The sequence below is a fragment of the Nonomuraea sp. NPDC049028 genome, assembly GCF_043197735.1.
In the GTDB taxonomy this organism is placed as follows: Bacteria; Actinomycetota; Actinomycetes; order Streptosporangiales; family Streptosporangiaceae; genus Nonomuraea.
The window spans coordinates 118885-138584 of the sequence record NZ_JBICTR010000017.1 but is presented as its reverse complement, the minus strand read 5'-3'; the positions used below and the strand labels follow the sequence as shown (position 1 = coordinate 138584).

18 protein-coding genes are annotated in these 19700 nt (G+C 69.5%); 12 read left to right on the top strand and 6 right to left on the bottom strand.

Features of this window, described 5'->3' with window-relative positions:
- Window positions 1–24 precede the first annotated feature (24 nt).
- Complete coding sequence (locus ACGFJ2_RS51425) at window positions 25–567, bottom strand: hypothetical protein (RefSeq protein ID WP_393481297.1); 543 nt, start codon at window positions 565–567, stop codon at window positions 25–27.
- Between the two features lie 198 nt (window positions 568–765).
- On the opposite strand from ACGFJ2_RS51425, the gene ACGFJ2_RS51420 reads away from it, so the two are divergent.
- Window positions 766–2217 carry a hypothetical protein gene (locus ACGFJ2_RS51420; RefSeq protein ID WP_393481295.1) on the top strand — a complete coding sequence of 484 codons (1452 nt, stop codon included), beginning with the start codon at window positions 766–768 and terminating at the stop codon, window positions 2215–2217.
- A gap of 41 nt (window positions 2218–2258) precedes the next feature.
- On the opposite strand, the gene ACGFJ2_RS51415 is transcribed toward ACGFJ2_RS51420, so the two are convergent.
- Together ACGFJ2_RS51415 and ACGFJ2_RS51410 are read right to left on the bottom strand one after the other, a co-directional pair.
- Window positions 2259–3725 (bottom strand): MDR family MFS transporter, encoded by a 1467-nt coding sequence (locus ACGFJ2_RS51415; RefSeq protein ID WP_393481293.1) that lies wholly within the window; start codon window positions 3723–3725, stop codon window positions 2259–2261.
- Window positions 3726–3954: 229 nt separating this feature from the next.
- Window positions 3955–4599 carry a TetR/AcrR family transcriptional regulator gene (locus ACGFJ2_RS51410; RefSeq protein WP_393481291.1) on the bottom strand — a complete coding sequence of 215 codons (645 nt, stop codon included), beginning with the start codon at window positions 4597–4599 and terminating at the stop codon, window positions 3955–3957.
- 77 nt (window positions 4600–4676) lie between these two features.
- On the opposite strand from ACGFJ2_RS51410, the gene ACGFJ2_RS51405 reads away from it, so the two are divergent.
- From ACGFJ2_RS51405 to ACGFJ2_RS51390, 4 genes are all read left to right on the top strand, one after another.
- Window positions 4677–5123 carry a VOC family protein gene (locus ACGFJ2_RS51405; RefSeq protein ID WP_357943374.1) on the top strand — a complete coding sequence of 149 codons (447 nt, stop codon included), beginning with the start codon at window positions 4677–4679 and terminating at the stop codon, window positions 5121–5123.
- Window positions 5120–6130 carry an aldo/keto reductase gene (locus ACGFJ2_RS51400; protein ID WP_357943376.1) on the top strand — a complete coding sequence of 337 codons (1011 nt, stop codon included), beginning with the start codon at window positions 5120–5122 and terminating at the stop codon, window positions 6128–6130. Before ACGFJ2_RS51405 ends, ACGFJ2_RS51400 begins: the two co-directional genes overlap by 4 nt.
- Window positions 6131–6253: 123 nt before the next feature.
- A complete protein-coding gene (locus ACGFJ2_RS51395) occupies window positions 6254–8038 on the top strand; it encodes a serine/threonine-protein kinase (RefSeq protein WP_393481288.1) in 1785 nt (594 codons plus the stop codon).
- Window positions 8035–9630: a serine/threonine-protein kinase gene (locus tag ACGFJ2_RS51390; RefSeq protein WP_393481286.1), complete on the top strand. Its 1596-nt coding sequence runs from the start codon at window positions 8035–8037 to the stop codon at window positions 9628–9630. Before ACGFJ2_RS51395 ends, ACGFJ2_RS51390 begins: the two co-directional genes overlap by 4 nt.
- Window positions 9631–9652: 22 nt before the next feature.
- On the opposite strand, the gene ACGFJ2_RS51385 is transcribed toward ACGFJ2_RS51390, so the two are convergent.
- Window positions 9653–10099, bottom strand: a complete 447-nt coding sequence (locus tag ACGFJ2_RS51385; RefSeq protein WP_358181661.1) for a helix-turn-helix domain-containing protein — start codon at window positions 10097–10099, stop codon at window positions 9653–9655.
- Between the two features lie 87 nt (window positions 10100–10186).
- Here ACGFJ2_RS51385 and ACGFJ2_RS51380 point away from each other — a divergent pair, with 87 nt between their 5' ends.
- Entirely contained in the window at window positions 10187–11362 is a 1176-nt protein-coding gene (locus ACGFJ2_RS51380) for an MFS transporter (RefSeq protein ID WP_393481283.1), read from the top strand.
- Here ACGFJ2_RS51380 and ACGFJ2_RS51375 read toward each other — a convergent pair.
- Window positions 11340–11903, bottom strand: a complete 564-nt coding sequence (locus ACGFJ2_RS51375; protein WP_393481281.1) for a hypothetical protein — start codon at window positions 11901–11903, stop codon at window positions 11340–11342. The two genes, ACGFJ2_RS51380 and ACGFJ2_RS51375, sit on opposite strands and share 23 nt — an antisense overlap.
- A gap of 105 nt (window positions 11904–12008) precedes the next feature.
- Here ACGFJ2_RS51375 and ACGFJ2_RS51370 point away from each other — a divergent pair, with 105 nt between their 5' ends.
- From ACGFJ2_RS51370 to ACGFJ2_RS51345, 6 genes are all read left to right on the top strand, one after another.
- On the top strand, window positions 12009–12797 hold the full coding sequence (locus tag ACGFJ2_RS51370) for a S1C family serine protease (protein WP_393481279.1): 789 nt from the start codon (window positions 12009–12011) through the stop codon (window positions 12795–12797).
- A gap of 10 nt (window positions 12798–12807) precedes the next feature.
- Entirely contained in the window at window positions 12808–13797 is a 990-nt protein-coding gene (locus ACGFJ2_RS51365) for a MoxR family ATPase (RefSeq protein WP_357943390.1), read from the top strand.
- 3 nt (window positions 13798–13800) lie between these two features.
- On the top strand, window positions 13801–14763 hold the full coding sequence (locus ACGFJ2_RS51360) for a DUF58 domain-containing protein (protein WP_393481276.1): 963 nt from the start codon (window positions 13801–13803) through the stop codon (window positions 14761–14763).
- Window positions 14764–14836: 73 nt separating this feature from the next.
- A complete protein-coding gene (locus tag ACGFJ2_RS51355) occupies window positions 14837–15802 on the top strand; it encodes a VWA domain-containing protein (protein ID WP_393481274.1) in 966 nt (321 codons plus the stop codon).
- Window positions 15803–16858, top strand: coding sequence for a VWA domain-containing protein (locus ACGFJ2_RS51350; RefSeq protein ID WP_393481272.1), 1056 nt, complete (start codon window positions 15803–15805; stop codon window positions 16856–16858). It begins immediately after the preceding gene.
- Window positions 16859–16952: 94 nt separating this feature from the next.
- Window positions 16953–17573, top strand: a complete 621-nt coding sequence (locus ACGFJ2_RS51345; RefSeq protein WP_393481269.1) for a TMEM175 family protein — start codon at window positions 16953–16955, stop codon at window positions 17571–17573.
- A gap of 41 nt (window positions 17574–17614) precedes the next feature.
- On the opposite strand, the gene ACGFJ2_RS51340 is transcribed toward ACGFJ2_RS51345, so the two are convergent.
- Window positions 17615–19678: a glycosyltransferase family 39 protein gene (locus ACGFJ2_RS51340; protein WP_393481267.1), complete on the bottom strand. Its 2064-nt coding sequence runs from the start codon at window positions 19676–19678 to the stop codon at window positions 17615–17617.
- Window positions 19679–19700 lie beyond the last annotated feature (22 nt).

The window sequence follows — 19700 nt, the reverse complement described above, 5'->3', positions numbered from 1 at the left end:
GGCCGGCGACCCCGCCGGCCCTGATCAGCGGTTGCCCCTTTTACGCAGACGTTGGGTGCCGCAGTTGCCGAAGCTCGTCGAACCGCCGAACGCTTGGACACTGGAAGCCGAAGACTTCTCGTTGGCGCGTAGGTTGGTGACAAGCCCACTGAAGGCGACACAGACGTCCTTGGCCTGCGCTATCACCGGACCCGCGTAGTACTTGTAGGCGTCCTCTTCCTCGAACTTGTCGGCGTCGTTTCGGCCGGCGACCTTGACGAAGAGGGTCGCTCTGGTCAGGGTGGGCTGCCCCACGAAACTCGACTTGATGGTGACGACGCAGTTCTCCCCGGTACGCGCGTTGTAGAGCAGGTAGACATAGCCCCGGACGATGCGCCTCTCGTCGATCACCGCTCGGGTGCCGCCTGTCACCTTCCCGAAGCCGCTGCCGCACACCCCCTCGGGGGTGTACCCGCTCGCCGCGGTGGAGGCGGAGGCCGGTAACGCGGTGAGGGCGGTCGCGAGCAGGGCCGCTGCGGCGAATCGTGCCGTGAGCCTGCTCATCCGCTCGTTGTCGCTGAAGCTCATGCTCAGAACCTCCTTGGGTACGGTCGGCCGGAATCTTTGGCAAAAGGCCCGGTACTTCGGAGGCTGACGGGCGCGGCGGTTGTCCGGAACCGGTTCGGCATGAAATCGCTGGTGAAGTCCGGACAATGAGTTGTCCGCGGACAACCGTTCTGTTCAACTGATCATCAGAGAGAGGGGAGCAGGAGGGAGGCGACCGCGATGAGCGGCCGGGTGGGCAGGCCCCAGGGCAGGCCGAGAGGGAGCACGGAGCAGGCGAACGCGCTGGCGGAGTTCCTGCTGACGCTGACCAGCGGGATGACCGTCCGCGAGCTCGCCGGGCGTTACCACGTGGGCAAGACGCTCTGGGGCGAGTACCGCTCCGGCCAGAAGATCATCCCGCTGGAACTGCTGCGCCGGCTGGTACGGGACCGCACACCGGACGAACGCACCCGCCAGGTGCGCATGGAGACGGCCTCGCGGCTGCACCAGGCGGCCCTGGAGGGACCACTCCAGACGCCCGCTCCAGCGGCCTCGCCGTCGATCGCCGGACCTTCGACAGCGACAGCGCCCGCAAAGGCCCCGGAGCACCCACCGGGCCTGGAGCCTGCGCCGACAGCGGGACCGGTACTGGCCGGGAAAGCGGCATCGGCCGGGAGCCAGCGCGCACGCCCCCTGACGCGCAACATGCTCAACAGCGGTGGAGCCGGAATCGTGATCCTCGCGGTGCTCATGCTGCTGCTCGGATTAGGCCCGGCCAGCAGCATGGACACCGCCGCGAGCGCGCCGGGCACCCGCGAGGTCGGCGATACCCCGACGGCCGCGCCGCTCACGGGCACCAGCGTGTTCGCCATCGGACCAGATGGCCGTGGCGTCTTCCAATGGGACGGCGACGACACGACCCGGTGGACCAGGATCGGCGCCGCCGCGAAGCAGCTCTGGTCCGGGCCCGCGGGCCTGTTCGCGACCGGGATGGACAACCTGCTCTACGCGTACGGAGGGCGTCCCGGTTACTGGTTCCCCATCGGCGAACCGGGCGGCGACCTCGCGGTCAGCGGCACACATGTCTACCGGCTGGCCGCGGACCGTCAGGCCGTACACATCTGGGACGGACACGGCACGTCATGGACCCAGATAGGCGGCCCGGCAGCGCGGTTGTACGGCGGTGAGCCGGGCCTGTTCGCGACCGACCCGAACGACGGCCGGATCTTCACCTACCTGGGCCGCCCTGGCCAATGGGATTTCGTCGGGACGGCGGGCGCCTCGTTCGCCCTCACCGACCGGCACCTGTACGGCCTCACCCCGGAACGGACCACGGTCAACCGCTGGCTCGCGGGAGCGCGACCACCCTGGGTCTACGCGGCCGGCCCGGCCGACGACCTGTACGGAGGCGCCGCCGGCCTTTTCTCCACCGACCCGTCGCGCGAGCGGCTGCGCGTCCTCACGGAGCCGGGGACCGACGCCAAGAACCAGAACTGGCAGGACATCGGCCCAGCGGGCGCGGAGGTGCGGGTCGGCCGACGAGAGGTATACGTCCTGACTCAAGACCGCTCGCAGATCCTCCGCTGGTCCCGCGACACCGGCACCTGGCGCCGCATCGGCGGACCCGCCCGAACTCTGACGGTGTGGGCAGCACAGGATGACCCGGGCGCGGGGAGAGCGGGCAACCCGTAACGGTGTGTGGGATGCGCTGCTGTCAGAGCTCGCCACCGCCGTCACGCCGCGTGCATCGGCCGGTCCCCGTGCTCGCCGGCGCCGTCCGCGCGGGCCGGGAGGAGCAGGGCGGTGACGATCACGGCCACGGACAGCACCGCGCCGATGATGAAGGCCAGCCGCATGCCGTCGAGGGTGGCGAGCACCTGCGTGACTCCCTCGGATCTCAGGGTTTCGGCTCGCGCGCTCATCACGGTGACCACGAGCGCCGTGCCGATGGCCGCGGAGACCTGCTGCAACGTGCTCAGGATCGAGCTGGCGTGGGAGTAGAGCGGCGGCGGAACCGCGCCGAGCCCGATGGTGAACACCGGGGTGAAGGTCGCGGCCAGACCCACCATCAGCAGCGCGTGCAGACCGAGGAGCTGCCAGAACGGCATGGTCATCGTGATCTGGGTGAAGCCGGCGAGCGCGAGCGTGATGCCGATCGCGCCGGGGACGACCAGCACCCGGCCGCCGTACTTGTCGAACAGGCGGCCGACGATCGGACCGAGCAGCCCCATCGCGAGGCCGCCCGGCATCACGAGGAGTCCGGTCTGCAGGGGGGTGAGCAAGCGGATGTTCTGCAGGTACAGCGGCAGCAGGATCATCGAGCCGAGCATCGCCATGAAGGCCACCGACATCATGATCAGTGCGACCGTGTAGGTGCGGTGGCGCAGGGTCCGCAGGTCCAGCAGCGGCGTGCCGCGCTTCTGCAACGACAACTGCCGCACCACGAAGACGGCGATGGCGAGCAGACCGGCCGCCACGATCGCGGCGGCGACGCCGACATCACCACCTTCGAACCGACTGAGCCCAAAGACCAAGCCGCCGAAGCCGGCCGCCGCAGTCACGACGCTCAACCAGTCGATGGTGCTGAACTCGGTCTCTCCGACATTCTTGAGCTGCTTCAGGCCACCCCAGGTGATCAAGGCGGCGATGGGCAGTACCACGGCGAACAGCAGCCGCCAGGACCCGAATTGCAGGATCACCCCCGAGACCGCCGGACCCATCGCGGGCGCGACCGAGATGGCCAGGGTGACGTTCCCCATGACCCGGCCCCGCTCCTCCTCGGGCACTACCTGCATCAGCGTGGTCATCAGCAGCGGCATCATCACCGCAGTCCCCGACGCCTGAATGATGCGGGCGCCGAGCAGCACCTCGAACGACGGCGCGATGGCGGCCAACGCCGTGCCGGCCAGGAACAGCCCCATAGCGGTGGTGTACGCACTGCGAGTGGACACCCGCTGCAGGAACCATCCGGTGATCGGGATCACCGCGGCCATGGTCAGCATGAAGGCGGTCGAGAGCCACTGCGCGGTCTGCTCGGTGATGTGCAGCGCTTCGATCAACCGAGGGATCGCATTGATCATGATCGTCTCGTTGAGGATCACCACGAACGTGGCGAGCACCAGCAGCCGGATCACGGCCGGGGTGCGACCCGAAACGGCGGTCGCGGTTTTGGCGGGTGAGTCGAGCTCTGGGCTGAACACGGCACCTCTATCTGGGTTGTCGGACATGATGTGGTCATCGGGCTCACACGATGTTGTGGTCACGCAAAGACTGACCGGCACCACCGACAAAACTCATCGCCCCCGCCCCAGCATTCCGGTGAGTGATGCGAAATGTCACCCGGTTTTCACTGGCGGCCGATGACGATCTCCAGCTCGTGGTCAGGGTGACGTCAAGCCGCTCAGCCGCTGACGTCGGGTCCCTGGGCGCTCACCGCTCCGGGGCCGACCGGCCGTAGAGCATCGCGGTCCAGGCATTGGTGAGGACGTCGATGAGAACCTCCTCGTTGTCGAAGGGCGGCACCCCGGCCGCGGCGAGGTAGTAGAGACGTTCTCCCAGCCAGGTCAGTGAGGCGGCCACGGCGCGTACATCGACGTCGCCGAGCTGTCGGAGCGCCTCCGGGTCGGATCGGATGCGGACTGCGGCGGCCTCGGTGAACAGGTCCATCTGTTCAAGCCACAGGGCCCGCAGGCCCTCGTCGGAGCCCCAGCTCTCCACGATCGCCATGAGGACGCCCGCGTTGGCGCGCCACAGCCGGGCGCCGTCGCTCACCCCGGCCCGGAGCGCGGCCGCCGGGTCCTGCTGCCCGTCGATCCAGGGCTGCGCCGCCTGCTGCCCCTGCGTCACGGCTGCGCGCACCAGCTCGCCGAGTACGGCCTGCTTGCTCGGGAAGTAGAAGTAGAAGCTGGCCCGGGAGACCTCGGCGGCGGTCAGGATGTCGGCCACGCTCAGGGCGTCGAAGCGCCGCTCATCCAGCAGCTCGCGCGTCGCCGACATGATGCGCTCCCGAAGCTCCGCGGCGGCCGACGCGGCTCCAGATCGGCGGGCGGAGTGTGCGGTGCGCTTGGCGGACATGCGACCCAGCATATGACCGCCTTGTACGGACGATGCGTCTGGACGATATGTCCATACATTGTGTATGGTCACGGTTTATGGCACACATAGCAATCCACCTGGTCGTCACCGACCCCGACCATGCCGCAGCCTGGTACGCCGAGGCTCTGGGCGCGCGCGAGACCAACCGCATCACTCTTCCCGGCGGCCGCACGCTGACCGTCGACCTCCTGATCGGCGACACTGTCCTCGCGGTAGCCGCGGAGATGCCGGCGCTGGGAATGCGTTCCCCGGCCGCCCTCGGTGGCACCTCCGCCGCCTTTCACCTTCCTGTCTCGGATGTCGACGCGGCCTGGGCACGAGCGCTGAAGGCGGGAGCCACGGTCTTCGAGCCGGTGCACGACGCCTTCTGGGGTGAGCGCACCGGCCAGGTGCTCGACCCGTTCGGGCATCGCTGGGCACTGGACCAGCACATCCGGGACGTGCCGCACGACGAGATCGCCTCCCGTGCCGCGGAGCTGTTCAGCGGATCGGCGACGGCGTGAGGTACCGCACGCTGGGCGCGAGCGGTCTGCGGGTCTCCGAGCTGATCCTGGGCGCCATGACCTTCGGCGAGCAGGGAGGCGTCGGCGCGCCTTTGCCGGAGTGCCGGCGAATGCTCGACCTGTACGCCGAAGCCGGCGGCAACATGATCGACACCGCCGTCAACTACCGCGACGGGGCGAGCGAGCAGATACTCGGCGAGCTGCTGGAGGGCCGGCGCGAGTCGTTCGTGCTCGGCACGAAGTACACCGTCTCACGCGACCGCACCGACCCCAACGCGGCCGGGAACCATCGCAAGAACCTGCGGGCGTCGCTGGAGACCAGCCTGCGCCGGCTGCGCACGGACTACGTGGACGTCTACTGGGTGCACATGTGGGACCGCGCCACGCCGATCGAGGAGACCATGCGTGCGCTGGACGACGCGGTCCGGGCGGGCAAAGTACTGTACGTGGGGATCTCCGACGCCCCCGCCTGGATCGTGTCCCGGGCGAACACGCTGGCGCACTGGCACGGCTGGAGTCCGTTCATCGGTCTCCAGGTGCCGTACAGCCTGCTCCAGCGTGACATCGAACGCGAGCTGCTGCCCATGGCCGAGTCGCTCGGGCTGGGCGTCACCGCGTGGAGCCCGCTGGGCGGCGGCGTGCTGTCCGGCAAGTACACCCGCGCCGGTGGACCCGCGACCGGTGGCCGGCTCAGCGCCGAATCGCTCTCGGCTCGTGACCACGCCGTCGCCCGAGTGGTACAGGACGTCGCCGACGACCTCGGTGCCACGCCCTCGCAGGTGGCCATCGCCTGGACGGCGAGCCGCTCCCATGCCGTCCACCCCATCGTCGGGGCGCGCAGCACCGACCAACTCCGCGACAACCTCGCCGCCGCCGACCTCACCCTGCCGCCCGAAAGCATCGACAGTCTGGAACAGGCCACCGGCTTCGCGCTGGGATTCCCGGGAGACTTCATCAACCAGACGTCTTCGTGGGTCTTCGGCTCGGCGCTCGTCGGCCCGCGCTGACAAGCGCGCTCGCGGTTCTGGAGCCTGCGGGCGCCATGAGCCGCCAGGGGGTGAGCTGGGCCTTTGTCCGCATGACGGCGCCACTCTGGCCGGTAGGTTGAACGACCATTACCCTGTGCGGTGATGAGCGTTGAAGGGCTGCTCGCAGGCGACCCGAAGCACGTCGGACGTTACGCGTTGACGGGGCGGCTCGGGGCCGGCGGCCAAGGCATCGTCTATCTGGCCAACGCGCCGGACGGCGCTCAGGTAGCGTTGAAGGTGATCAACGCCGAGGTGGGTTCCGATGCCCGCCGCCTGTTCGAGCGCGAGTTCGCCATCCTGCGGCGCGTCTCCAGCTTCTGTACGGCGCAGGTCCTCGACGCCGATGTGACGGCCGACCCGCCGTACATCGTCAGCGAGTACGTCGCCGGTCAATCCCTCCATGCCTTCGTCGCCGAACACGGGCCTCTCACGGGAGCCGAGCTCGACCGGCTCGCGGTGGCGACGGCCACGGCCCTCATCGCGATTCACCGGGCGGGCATCGTCCATCGCGACTTCAAACCGCAGAACGTCCTCCTGGGGCGCGACGGCCCACGCGTCATCGACTTCGGCATCGCCCGCGTACTCCAAGACGGTGCCGCCCTCGCCAGCGCCCAAGTGGGCACTCCCCGCTACATGGCCCCCGAGCAGATCCGGGGTGAGGAGTTCGGCCCGGCGGCAGACATCTTCGCCTGGGGCGCCACCATGGTGTACGCCGCCACCGGCCGCTCCCCGTTCGAGGCCGGCTCGCTGCCCGCCGTCCTGTATCGCGTGCTCAACGAGCCGCCCGACCTCGGTTCCCTGCCAGGTCATCTCCGCCTCCTGGTCGGGCGCTGCCTCTCCAAGGATCCCGCCGACCGTCCCACGGCAGCCGAGCTCCCGCTGTCCATCATGGATCTCGGCGTCGGCTCCCCAACCGAGCCGCGTCCTGCCGTACGAAAATCAACGAGACGGGCGCGGCGCACGATATTAGCGTCGAGCGCGATCGCCACGGCCCTCATCCTGGCGGGCGGCGCGCTCTGGTGGGCGAGAGGAAACGTCGTCAAGAGGCCCGCGACGACGGGTACAGAGTCCGCGACGACCAACGAACCTCCGGGATACTCCCAAGCCGCGGCAGGGGCGGCACGGACGGCCTTCGAGGCCTGGTACAGCCTCGACTACACCGACTACGACGCCGGCGAGCGGCGTACGCTGACACTGCTCTCCGGGACAGCGGCGCAGGACTACCAGCATCTGGTCGCCAATTCCAAGAACGCGGTGGTAGCCGCGAAGGCGAAGCAGACCGCGCGGGCGACCGCCGTGGGCATCGTGTGGGCGTCGCCGCAGCGGGTGTCGGTCATCGTCACCGGACTCAGCGCCATCACCCGCAACGGAACCCCGACGAAGTCGGAGGACCCGCTGCTGTTCGCCGAGATGGTGCCCGCAGGCGCGGGCTGGAAGATGGACTACGCGCGAACCACACCGTCCGGCTCCCCGGCTCCGGCCGACGCCGCGTGGCCCACCGCGCAGGTACGGCAGATGGTCACCGACGCCGCCCACTGCCAGACCGAGGCGTTCATCAACGGGCCGCGCCTGGAAGAGCGTCCGGACTTCTTCGATCGCTGCACCACGGGACGGGCCGAACAGTGGTGGCGAGAGTTGGCCGCCGTCCCCGACGCTCAGGTTCCCACCTGGTGGACCTGGCAATACCGGGAGATCGGTACGGCCTTCGAACGGTTCGACGGGCCCGACGTCGCGACCTTGATCCACCTCGGCGACTCGGCCAAGGCCCCTGACCACGAGGTCGTGGCGTACCGGCTGTATCTGCGTCGGGTCGACGGGCGTTGGAAGCTGGAGGACGTCACTTCGCCGAAGGACAATCGATCCATGTTCGAGCGGCGTACCAAATGAGCCTGCTCCTCCGTCCGGGTGATCCGGAACGGATCGGCCGCTACCGGGTGCTCGGCCGACTCGGCGCGGGCGGCCAGGGCGTCGTCTTCCTCGCTACCGGGAACGACGGACGGCAGGTCGCCGTGAAAGCGCTCCCCCGGATCTCCGACGAGGCCGCCCGGCATCGCATGGCGGCCGAACTGGACCTGCTGCGCAGGGTCTCCGGGTTCTGTACGGCCCAGGTGCTCGACGCCGATCTGACCGCCGACCCGCCCCACATCGTCACCGAGTACGTCCCAGGTCCATCTCTGGCCGAACTCGTCCGGCGCGAGGGTCCCTTGCGTGGCGGGGAGCTGGAACGACTGGCCGTCGCCACCGCCACCGCGTTGACCGCGATCCATCGCGCGGGCGTCGCCCACCTGGACCTGTCCCCCCGCAACGTGATCATCGGCCCGGACGGCCCCCGCGTCGTCGACTTCGGCCTCGCCCACGCCGTCGGCGGCCCCACCACGAACGCCCTCATCACCGGCACGCCCGCCTTCATCGCACCCGAGCAACTGGCCGGACATCCACCGGCTCCCGGCGCCGACGTCTTCTCATGGGCCGCGACGCTCGCCTACGCCGCGACGGGCCGTCCTCCTTTTGGTGACGACGCGGTGCCGACCGTCGTCTACCGCGTACTCCACCAGGAACCCGACCTGGGCCCGGACACCGAACTGGACGGCTTCCTACGCGCGATCCTCCAGACCTGCCTGGCCAAGGACCCAGCCCTCCGCCCGTCCGCCCAGGACCTCCTCTATCACCTGGTCGACCGCACCCCGCTGAAACCTGCCGAGATACCGGCACCGACGCCGGCGCGCGGCTTGTGGTGGGGATGGATCATCGCGGTGGCGGCGGTCGTCGTACTACTCGCGGGCGGACTCGGTGCGGCGATGTGGAAAGGGTCGTCCGGCGACCAAGGCAGACCGGCAAGCGCGGAGACTAAGAGCCTGGGTGTCCTCGCGCCGCCACCGCTCTACGCCCTGGAAGCCGGGGCAACGGCCCGGACCGCCTACACGATCATCAACAGCTTCGACTACAAGACGCTCGACAAGGACCTCCGGGCAGTGGATGACGCGACCACCGGACGTGCGGGCGTGGAGTACACCGGCCACCTCCAGGACCAGGCGCGGCAGATCCGCGACGAGAAGATCGTGCAGCGCGCGGTGGCATCCGAGAGCGGAATCATCGCGGCACGGGCTGATCGGGTCGTCGTGCTGGTCTGGGGCCAGATCAACACGACCAAGGGTTCCACCTCCGACTACCATCTCGGCGGCGTGGTCATGGAGATGCGCAGCGTCGGAACCTTGTGGAAACTGGACCACGTCTGGCCGCCGAGTCCGCAGCCGGATTCGGCCGAGATGACGACAGGGGAGTGGCCGTCCGGCCGCACGAGGACGCTGCTGTCGGCCGCGTCGGGCAACGGCACGCGCGCCACCGCCCTGGAAGCGCTCACCGCGACGGGCGCACGGGTGTTCCGCCTCGGCACGGACGGGACCGTGAGCAGGCTCAACCTGGTCCCTGACGGCAGCTCTTTCCGGGTCGAGAGCAGCCGGGAGCTTGGCGCGTCCTGAGCCGGCATGTTACGCCGAGGCTTTATCGGGACTTCTGCACGTGGGTGGTCTCCGTGCCGAGGAGGGTGCCGTCGGCGCTGGTCGGCGCGATTTCCGGCACCGGGGTGCCGTGCTGGTCGACAAGGGTGGAGTGGGTCTCGCCGGGGGCGAAGGCGTGGCGTTCTCCCCACTGCCGCAGGGTGAGGATGACCGGGAAGAGGTCGCGGCCGACGTCGGTGAGCACGTATTCCTGGCGGCGCCCCGATGGCGCGGTGCGCTGGGCGAGGAGCCCGTGAGCGATGAGCTTGCGGAGGCGGTCGGTGAGGATATTGCGGGCGATGCCGGTCCGTCGCTGGAACTCGGTGAACGATCGTGCCCCGTCCATCGCGTCGCGGATGACGAGCAGGCTCCACTTGTCACCGACGAGGTCGAGCGTGCGGGCGACGGGGCACTCGGGGTCGGTCCAGTCCGGGTTGGTGATGCTCGGCACGGCACCTCCCGATCGGTTGCGAATTGAAACCATTATGCCGTACGGTCAAATTGGTTGCAATCTGCTACTGATTGGGGTTGGAGTGCGATGGACGTGTGGCGACGGTTGCTGCTCGCGGTGGTGTGTGGTGTCGCGGTGGCGAGCATCTATGCCGCGCAGCCGGTTCTGGAGCCGATGGGACGCGATCTCGGTGTGTCGGCGGAACTCACCGGGTGGATCGTCGCGACCGGCCAGTTCGGCTATCTGGCAGGGCTGGTGCTGCTGGTGCCGCTTGGCGATGTGGTCGACAGGCGCCGACTCATCGCCATGCACCTGGCGCTCACCGCAGTGGGCGTGATCCTGACGGCCTCGGCGTCAGCCGCATGGGTGGCGTTCGTGGGCCTCGCGATGGCTGGGGTGTTCGCGGTCGTGGTGCAGACCACGGTGGCCTACGCCGCGTCGGTCTCGCCGTCCGCCGAACGCGGACGGAACATCGGCGTCGTGACCTCGGGCGTTGTGGTCGGCATCCTGGGCGCGCGGGTCGTCACCGGCACGCTCGCCGAGGTGTGGGGCTGGCGGAGCGTCTATGCCGTGCTCGCGGTGCTGTCACTCGGGCTGGCGGCCCTCGTCCTCTTGGTGCTGCCGTCAGAGGTCCGCCCCAACCGACCTAGGGGGTACGTCTCACTCGGCGGGCTGTTCGGGCAGCGCGTCTTCCTGACGCGCGGGCTCATCGCGTTCTTCTTGTTCGCATCGTTCGGAACCCTGTGGAGCGGACTGTCCCTGCCGCTGGCGGACACGCCGTGGCAGCTGAGCGAGAGCCAGATCGGACTGTTCGGCATCGCCGGACTCGCCGGCGCACTCGGTGCGGCACGCGCGGGACGGTGGGCGGACGCAGGACGGGCGGTCCCGGTCACCGGTCTCGCGCTCACCCTGCTCATCCTCTCGTGGGCAGCGATCGCGCAGCTGCCGTGGTCGCTGTGGCTCCTCATCGTCGGAATCGTGGTTCTCGACTTCGCGGTCCAGGTCGTACATGTGAGCAACCAGCACCTGCTCGCCGCCGCGCATCCGGAGCGCACCAGCAGTGTCATCGGCGGCTACATGGTCTTCTACTCGCTCGGCTCCGCCCTCGGCGCGGCCGCGACCACCGCCATCTTCACCGCGTACGGCTGGGCGGGCTCCAGTCTCCTCGGGGCCGGGTTCGCGGCGTGCGCGCTGGCCGTCTGGGCGACCGACAGGCGGGTACGCCTCAAACGAACAGTAGTTACGACATCAGCCACGTGGTGAGGGCGACGGCCGCCTCGCGTAGGTCGTCGTCGCGGCGCTTCTCGCTCAGCTGGTCGACGGTCAGCCGGAACTGCGGGGCCGTGACCACGAACACCTGGTTGTACAGGGACTTGTCGCCAAGGGCGATCTCGGTGCCGCCGGACTGCGCTTCGACGCCGAGCGTGGCCAGTTCGGGGACCTCGACCTGAGGGAAGTCCTTGTACTTGGGCGGCGCCGACGGAAGGGCGACCGTCACCGAGGCCGCGGGAATCTTCTTCCCCCACGAGCAGGTCAGCGCGCCGCTGGCGTCGTACCGCTTGCTGAACTTCTTCCCTTTTATCAACGCGCCCATGGCCGCGACCATCCGGGGATCGTCACAGCTCTTCGGCAGAGCGAACGGCCGGGCCAGTGCGGTCGTCGCGGTCAATGTGGGCGGCGCGCTTGATCCGGCCGTTGTGGCGGGTGCGGGTGAGCTGGACGCGGTCGGGCTGCCACCACTGCAGCCTGTGAGCAGGCCGCCGAGGACAGTCACCCCTAATAAGACCTTGGAAATCATGGACATGCGCCAAGTATCCGAGATCGCCGGGTGTCCAACCAGGACCGTTTCTCAGGGAGTTCTAAGGCGGGATTTATAGCTCTTTCGACTTATTTTTATGAATATGGGGTGATGGAGCGCGGGGCGCAGGAGGCTGATGCGGCCGAGGCTCGGGGAGCCGTGGCCGGGAGGGCTCGGCGGTTCGCCGTCTGGGGCGGCGCGCTCGTCGTCGTGGCACTGCTCGCGTACTGGCTGGGAAACAGCGGTGGGAACGGCGAAGGCGCCGTGCCCAGGCCGAGCCCGACGCCGACGCCCAGTGCGACGCTCACGGCATCCGAGGTCTTCAAGAGGGTCGGGCCGTCGGTGGCGGTCATCCAGACCGGGAAATCGCTCGGAACCGGGGTGATCGCGGCCGAGGACGGGACGATTCTGACGGCGTACCACGTCGTCAAAGGCAGTAACAAGAACAACGTCACCGTGACATTCGCCGACGGCACCAAGACGAAGGCCACCATCGCGTCGTCCAACCCCAAGCGCGACGTCGCGACCCTCAAGCCCGCGAAACTGCCGGAGATCGTCGTCCCGGCGACGCTCGGCGGCGCCGTCGCCGTGGGCGCGCCCGTCACGGCGATCGGCAATCCGCTGGGCCTGACCTACAGCGTCTCCACCGGCGTCGTGTCGGGCCTGAACCGGAGCGCCGAAGACGGCGACCTGAGCGGGCTCATCCAGTTCGACGCCTCCGTGAACCCGGGCAGTTCTGGCGGCCCTCTCCTCAACGCTCGTGGCCTGGTCATCGGGATCGTGGTCTCGATGGCCGACCCGGGAGGCGACGAGGCGTTCGCCGGGATCGCGTTCGCGGTGCCGATCGGCGTGGCCCTGGGCAGCGAAGGCGACGGCCCGCCGGGCGGGCCGCAGATCTAGAAGGAAGACAATGACCTCGACCAAGTCCCCCGAGTCGGCCCATCCGCTCGAACAGGTGCTGTTCGAGGTCAAACGTACGATCGTCGGGCAGGACGTCCTGCTGGAGCGCATGGCCGTCGCGCTGATCGCCGACGGCCACCTGCTCGTCGAGGGCGTGCCGGGCCTGGCCAAGACGCTCGCGGTACGGTCGCTGGCCGCCGCGATCGCCGGGAGTTTCCAGCGCGTCCAGTTCACCCCCGACCTGGTGCCCGCCGACCTCGTGGGTACGCGGGTCTACCACCAGCACTCCGGCGAGTTCCGTACCGAACTCGGCCCGGTGTTCGCGAACCTGCTGCTGGCCGACGAGATCAACCGCGCCCCCGCCAAGGTGCAGAGCGCCCTGCTGGAGGTGATGCAGGAGCATCAGGTGACGATCGGCCGTGAGACGTTCCAGGTGCCGGAGCCGTTCCTGGTCATGGCGACGGAGAACCCCATCGAGTCGGAGGGCACCTACCCGCTGCCCGAAGCGCAGGTCGACCGTTTCATGATGAAAGTGGTCGTCGACTATCCGACGCAGGCCGAAGAGCAGGCGATCGTCGCACGGGCGCTGCGTCCGCCGGAGCCGCCACAGCCGATGGTGACGGCCGAGGACCTGGTGGCGATGCGGGCTCGCGCTCAGGAGGTGTACGTCGATCCGGCGATCGTCGACTACGCGGTACGGCTGGTCTCCGTGACACGCTCCCCTGCAATGGCCGGACTCGGCGAGCTGGAACGGTACGTCACCTACGGGGCGAGCCCGCGCGCGTCCATCGCGCTCGTCACGGGCGCTCGGGCGCTGGCGTTCCTGCGCGGTCGCGAGTACGTCCTGCCGCACGACTTGTCCGAACTCGCCCTCGACGTGCTGCGTCACCGCCTCGTGCTGTCGTACGAGGCGCTGGCGGACGATGTCGACGCCGACACGATCATCACCAGGGTGCTCGGGGCCGTCCGGGCGCCCGACGTCGTCCTGCAGAAGCGCTGAACCATGGCCACCGCCCCCGAGAAGCTCCTGCTCCGCCTGGAGTGGAAGGTCGTCCGTCGGCTGGACGGCCGGCTCCAGGGCGCCCATCGCACGGTGCACCGCGGCTCCGGGATCGACTTCACCGGGTTACGTGCGTACGGCGACGGCGACGACGCCCGGCATATCGACTGGAATGTCACTGCACGGCTGGACGAGCCGCACCTGCGGGTGTTCACCGAGGACCGCGAGCTGACGGTGTGGCTCGTGCTCGACCGGTCGGCGTCGATGGCGGCCGGTCGGCCGGGGCGTGGCAAGCACGATGTGCTCGCCGAGCTCGCGCTGGTCCTCGCCCGGCTGTTCGGGCGGGGTGGCAACCGCGTCGGTGCCCTGCTGTTCGACACCGGGATGCTGCGCGTCGTGCCGCCCGGCACGTCGCGGCGGCACGCGCTGCGGATCGGCGCCGAGCTGGAACGCACCGCTGGGGTGCGCGGGGCCGAGCTGGAACACACCTCCAAGGCTCGCGGTGGCAAGCCGAGACGCGCGTCCAAACGCGCTGCTGGGGCGCGCGGTGGCGCCACCACGGACCTGGCGGAGATGCTCGATGCGGCCGGACGGCTCGCGCGCCGCCGCGCCCTCATCGTCGTCCTGTCGGACTTCATCGGCGACGGCGACTGGGAGCGCTCGCTCCAGCGCCTGGCCCGGCGGCACGAGGTGGTGGCGCTGCGGATCGTGGACACCACCGACGACGTACTGCCCGAAGCCGGGCTGATCGTGGTCGAGGACGCCGAGACCGGGGAGCAACTCGTCGTCGACTCCACCGACCCGCTGTTACGGGTCCGCTTCCGCTCCGCCGTCGACGCCCGCGACGCCCGGCTCACGGCGGGCATGCGCCGGGCCGGGGTGCCCGTCCACCGCATCGACACCGACCGCGATCTGGCCGAGGCGCTCGTCGAGGTCGTCGCCCGAACCCAGGACCGGTCGATATGACCGAGCTCAACAGCCGCCTGAACCCGGGACCGGTCGCCATGACCGAGCGCATCAAAGGCGAAGGAGAGGGCTCATGACCCTGTCCTCCCCGCTGCTGCTGGTCGTCGGACTGCTCGTCACGGCGGCGCTCGCCCGGGCGGCCATCGTCTCGGCGCGGCGCCGGACGGCCGCGCTCGCTGCGGCAGGCGTCGCGGTGCCGGGCGGCCGCCGAGCGTACCTCGGCATCGGCCTGACGATCAGCGGCGTCGCCGTACTCGCGATCGCCACCGCCGGACCGGCGGCCATGGTGCCGGTCCCGCGGACCGCGGGCACCGTCATCCTCGCCATCGACGTCTCCAACAGCATGGGTGCCGACGACGTCGCGCCCACCCGGCTGGCGGCCGCGCAGCGGGCGGCCCGCGCGTTCGTGGCGGCGCAGCCCGACAGCGTCGACATCGGGGTCGTCGCGTTCGAGCGGGGCGCGCTCACCGCCGCACGGCCCGACGCCGACCATTCGATCGCGCTCAAGGCCATCGACCGGCTGAAGATCACCGGCAGCACCTCGCTGGGGACGGCCATCCTGGCCTCGCTGTCGGCGATCACCGGCAAGCCGGTGGCAATCGGCCGCGACGGTACCGCGCCTGACATCGGCTACTGGCCGTCGGCGACGATCGTGATGTTCTCGGACGGTCAGAACCGGGGCGCGGACGTCGAACAGGCGGGCGTCGAACAGGCCGCCGCCGTGGCCCAGCGGGCGGGCGTACACATCCACACGGTCGGGGTCGGCACCACGGCCGGGGCGACGGTGCAGGTCGACGGCTACCACCTGCAGACCTCGCTCGAAGAGGACACCCTCACCTTGATCGCGCAGACCACCGGCGGCGCCTACCGCCCCGCCTCCGACGCCGCCCGGCTCGACGGGATCGCCGACACGATCGATCTGCGGCTCACCGTCTCCGACGAGCCGCTGCCCCTCGCCGGCGGGCTGATCGGGCTCGCCCTCGCACTGCTCGCCGCAGGAGCGGCGCTCACCGTGCTCCGGTCTGGACGGGTGATCTGAATGTCGTTCTCATGGCCGTGGGCGCTGCTGTCGGTGCTGGTCATCCCGCTGATCTTCGCCATCCGCGAGTGGGCCAGGCGCCGCCGCCGGCGGGCCGTCGTGCGTGTCACCTCGATCGCGCTCGTACGGACTGCCCTGCCCGGCCGTACGCGCTGGACGCGGAAGATCCCCCCAGCGCTGTTCATTGCCGGGCTCGCGCTGCTGGCGGTCGGGGCCGCGCGACCGCAGGCGTCGGTGCCGGTGCCGATGAAGTCGGCGACGATCCTGCTCGCGTTCGACACCTCCGGCTCCATGTGTTCCACGGACGTCGACCCCAACCGCATCACAGCCGCGAAGAAGGCCGCCGTGGAGTTCATCGAGTCGCAGCGGGGCGGGCCGCGCATCGGCCTGGTCACCTTCGCGGGCACCGCGGGGCTGCTCGTCCCGCCCACCGACGACACCGACTCGCTGATCAAGGCCCTGGACAACCTCACCGTGTCCAAAGGCACCGCGATCGGGCAGGCCATGCTCACCTCGATCGACGCGATCGCGGAGGTCGACCCGTCGGTCGCCGCCACCGGGGCGAACCCCGTGGCCGGCGGGGGAGGGTACGCCGGTGCCGCGATCGTCGTGCTCACCGACGGCGCCAACACCCAGGGCGTCGACCCGGAGATCGCCGCGCAGGAGGCGGCCGTGCGCCGCGTCCGGGTCTTCCCCATCGGCTTCGGCACCACGAACCCGACCCCGATGGTGTGCGACAACACACAGTTCGACGGCGGTTTCGGCGGGTGGGGCGGCGGCTTCGGTGGCCGCGGCGGATTCGACAGAGGCCGCAACCCCCGCACCATCGACGAGCCCGCACTCAAGCAGATAGCCCAAACTACCGGTGGCTCCTACCACCGCGCCGAGAACGCCGACCAGCTCCAAAGCGCTCTCGCCGCCCTGCCCGGCAGCTTCACCGTCATCCAGCAACGAGTCGACACAGCCGCCGCCTTTGCCGCCGGCGGTGGCATCCTCATCGCCGCGGCCCTGTCCCTCTCCCTCTGGTGGAACCGCCCCCGGCCGCCGACCCGCTGACGGTACGGGTAGCCGAAACGCCTCAGCGGTCCCCGCCGGTTCGCGGCCGGGACCTCATCAGCGTGAACTCGGTCCTCTCGCTACTATGCCCGGCGTGAGCGATGACCCTTCTGCAATGAGCACCGGGCGCCTGGAGGCGTTCAGCGACGGCGTTTTCGCCATCGCGATCACCCTGCTGGTGCTCGAGATCCGGCTGCCCGAAGGCTGGGAAGAGAACCTCGGGGGCGCGCTGATAGGCCTGTGGCCGTCCTACCTCGCCTACGTGGTGACGTTCCTGCTGGTGGGGTTGGTCTGGATGAACCACCATCGGATGTTCCACTTCATCTACAGGACTGACGGCATACTGCTCACCCTCAATGTGCTTCTCCTGATGGATGTCGCCTTTCTGCCGTTTCCCACGCACGTGCTGGCCGAGGCGTTGCGCTCCGGACACGGCACCCAGATGGCCGCCGTCTTCTATGGAATCGTGCTGGTGATCGGCGGCATTTTCTACAACGCCGTGTGGTGGTACTCCTCCTTAGGACACCGCCACCTCGGCGCGCACATCACCCCGGCGGAGGCCCGCTCGTTGCGATTTCGCTGGGGAATGGGGCCGGTGCTCTATCTCGTCGCGACCGTCATCGGCGCGTTCAGCGCGATAGGCGCGCTCGTGTTCTACGTGTTGCTGCTCGTCTTCTACATGTTCGACATGCGCCCCAGGCGAAAGGCCATGTAGCACCACGTTTCGCGCCCTTGCTGTGCGGGCGGCGCCGTGCGTCAGTGCTTCGCGGCGCAGTCGTAGAGGGTAGTGCTGCCTCCAGCCATTGGACTGCTCGGTGCGGAGGCGGTGGGACTTCCCCCATACGCGGCGGCGGGGACTTCGGTGCAGTTCTCTTTCAGCCATTGCGAGCGGTGCGTGCTCGCCCCGCCCATCATGGCGCCGAAGCCGCCGAAACCGGATCCCAGGACGAAGCGTAGTTGCCCCGAACTCGTCCACTCCTTCAGCTGCTGGACGGTCGGGGCGTCGTCGATGCCGATGAAGCCGCCCATGCCGATGACGGTGGCGTCGCTGTTCAGGATGAAGGTGGAGGCGAACATGGCGCCGCCCTCGGTGGCGAGTTTGATCCGGGCGGAGCCGGATTGCTTGACGGCATAGTCAAGGATCTTGCGCTGGTCGGAGGTGAGCTCGGCGCCGCCGCCGGGGAAGCCTCCGGAGAACCCGGCGGGAAATCCTTGGGGAAGCTTCATGTCTGGCGGGAGCTCCATGCCTTCTGGGAGCTCCATGCCTTCTGGGAGCTTCATGCCTGGTGGGAGTTGCATTCCTTCCGGGAGTTCGAAGCCGCCCGGAGCCGGGCCGCCTCCGCCTGACCCGCGGCCGAAGGGCATGGTCGGCGGTCCGGCGGTGGGGTTGGCGCCGCCCATCGCCGACGTCGAGCCGGGGACGCTGATCGCCCAGGCCGCAGGCCCCGAAAGCACCGCCAGGACCGCGACGCCGACGGCGGCGGGCAGCAGCTGTGCCCGCCCGGCGGGCAACAGCCGCCGACCCGCCGACAGCAGGAGCAGGACGATCGCCGCCACTCCGGCCGCCCCCACAAGCCACGCCACCCAGCCGTTCCAGGACGGGACCCGCCCGATCACGACATACGCCCAGGCCGTGGTCACCGCGACGGCCCCGGCTCCCAGCGGAAGCGCCCAGCGAGCCCCCGCCCGGTGGGCGCGGGCCAGCGTCGTGGCGAAGCCCGCGGCGACGGCGGCGACCGCCGGGGCCAGCTGAGTCGTGTAGTACGGGTGAAAGGTCCCCTTCTGAGTGGCGAACACCAGACCGCAGACCACCAGCCAGGTACCCCACAGCACCCACCCGGCTGCGGCAAGCGGCTCACCGGGCAGCATGACTCCGCGCCAGCGCAGTACGGCGCCAGCCACGGCCAGCACCAGCGCCACCCCGCACAACGGCAGCAGCCAGCTGATCTGCCCGCCGACCTGGTCGTTGAAGAGCCGTCCCAGACCAGCCGCTCCACCGAACGAGATGCTGAAACCGCCCTCGCCACCGAAGATCCGGCCGAGACCGTTGTAGCCCACGACCAGGTCCCAGGCACTGCCGTCGGTGCTGCCACCGATGTACGGACGGTTTCCTGGCCAGAGCGCAACCACGGCGACCCACCACAGAGAGGACACCACGAGCACGACGCCCCCGATCAGCAGCTTGCCGAGCCGCCCAAGCCAGGGCCCGCGCGCCCCGACCAACCAGGCCGCCGCGAACGCCGGGATCACCATCCAGGCGGCCAGCATCTTGGTCATGAAGCCGAGGCCGATCAGGAACCCGGCCGCGCACAACCACCTCAGCCCGGAGGTTGTCCGCATGGCGCGGGTCAGCGCGTACGCCGCCGCCACCAGCGTCAGCACCAGCAGCGTGTCAGGGTTGTTGTCGCGGTTGATCGCCACCGTGATCGGGGTCAGCGTCAGAACCAGCGCGGCCAGCAGCCCCGCCGCCTCACCTGCCCACAGACGTACGGTCCGGTGCAGGAGGAACACCGTGGCGATGCCCTCCAGCACCTGAGGCAGGATCATCGCCCAGCCGTGCAGGCCGAAGATCTTGGTACTGAGCACCTGTGGCCACAGCGCCGCCGGCGGCTTGTCGACGGTGATCACGCCAGCCGGGTCGTACGCGCCGAACAGGAAGTTCGTCCAGCTCTGGCCCATCGACTTCACAGCGGCGGAGTAGTAGCTGTTGCCCCAGCCGAGGGAGCCCAGAGCCCAGCCGTACAGCACGGCGGCCAGGAGCAGGATCACCGCGAGCGCCACCCGTCTGGGGAGCGCGCGGGGGGTGGATGGCGGAGTCATCTCGTACGTCACTCTCTGGAAA

What these genes read in the sequence shown, in the direction of transcription:
- ACGFJ2_RS51390 (WP_393481286.1), top strand. Translation starts at nt 8,035, where the DNA reads ATGAGCCTGCTCCTCCGTCCGGGTGATCCGGAACGGATCGGCCGCTAC.
- ACGFJ2_RS51375 (WP_393481281.1), bottom strand. Translation starts at nt 11,903, where the DNA reads ATGTCCATGATTTCCAAGGTCTTATTAGGGGTGACTGTCCTCGGCGGC.
- ACGFJ2_RS51410 (WP_393481291.1), bottom strand. Translation starts at nt 4,599, where the DNA reads ATGTCCGCCAAGCGCACCGCACACTCCGCCCGCCGATCTGGAGCCGCG.
- ACGFJ2_RS51370 (WP_393481279.1), top strand. Translation starts at nt 12,009, where the DNA reads ATGGAGCGCGGGGCGCAGGAGGCTGATGCGGCCGAGGCTCGGGGAGCC.
- ACGFJ2_RS51365 (WP_357943390.1), top strand. Translation starts at nt 12,808, where the DNA reads ATGACCTCGACCAAGTCCCCCGAGTCGGCCCATCCGCTCGAACAGGTG.
- ACGFJ2_RS51405 (WP_357943374.1), top strand. Translation starts at nt 4,677, where the DNA reads ATGGCACACATAGCAATCCACCTGGTCGTCACCGACCCCGACCATGCC.
- ACGFJ2_RS51355 (WP_393481274.1), top strand. Translation starts at nt 14,837, where the DNA reads ATGACCCTGTCCTCCCCGCTGCTGCTGGTCGTCGGACTGCTCGTCACG.
- ACGFJ2_RS51380 (WP_393481283.1), top strand. Translation starts at nt 10,187, where the DNA reads ATGGACGTGTGGCGACGGTTGCTGCTCGCGGTGGTGTGTGGTGTCGCG.
- ACGFJ2_RS51360 (WP_393481276.1), top strand. Translation starts at nt 13,801, where the DNA reads ATGGCCACCGCCCCCGAGAAGCTCCTGCTCCGCCTGGAGTGGAAGGTC.
- ACGFJ2_RS51395 (WP_393481288.1), top strand. Translation starts at nt 6,254, where the DNA reads ATGAGCGTTGAAGGGCTGCTCGCAGGCGACCCGAAGCACGTCGGACGT.
- ACGFJ2_RS51340 (WP_393481267.1), bottom strand. Translation starts at nt 19,678, where the DNA reads ATGACTCCGCCATCCACCCCCCGCGCGCTCCCCAGACGGGTGGCGCTC.
- ACGFJ2_RS51350 (WP_393481272.1), top strand. Translation starts at nt 15,803, where the DNA reads ATGTCGTTCTCATGGCCGTGGGCGCTGCTGTCGGTGCTGGTCATCCCG.
- ACGFJ2_RS51420 (WP_393481295.1), top strand. Translation starts at nt 766, where the DNA reads ATGAGCGGCCGGGTGGGCAGGCCCCAGGGCAGGCCGAGAGGGAGCACG.
- ACGFJ2_RS51425 (WP_393481297.1), bottom strand. Translation starts at nt 567, where the DNA reads ATGAGCTTCAGCGACAACGAGCGGATGAGCAGGCTCACGGCACGATTC.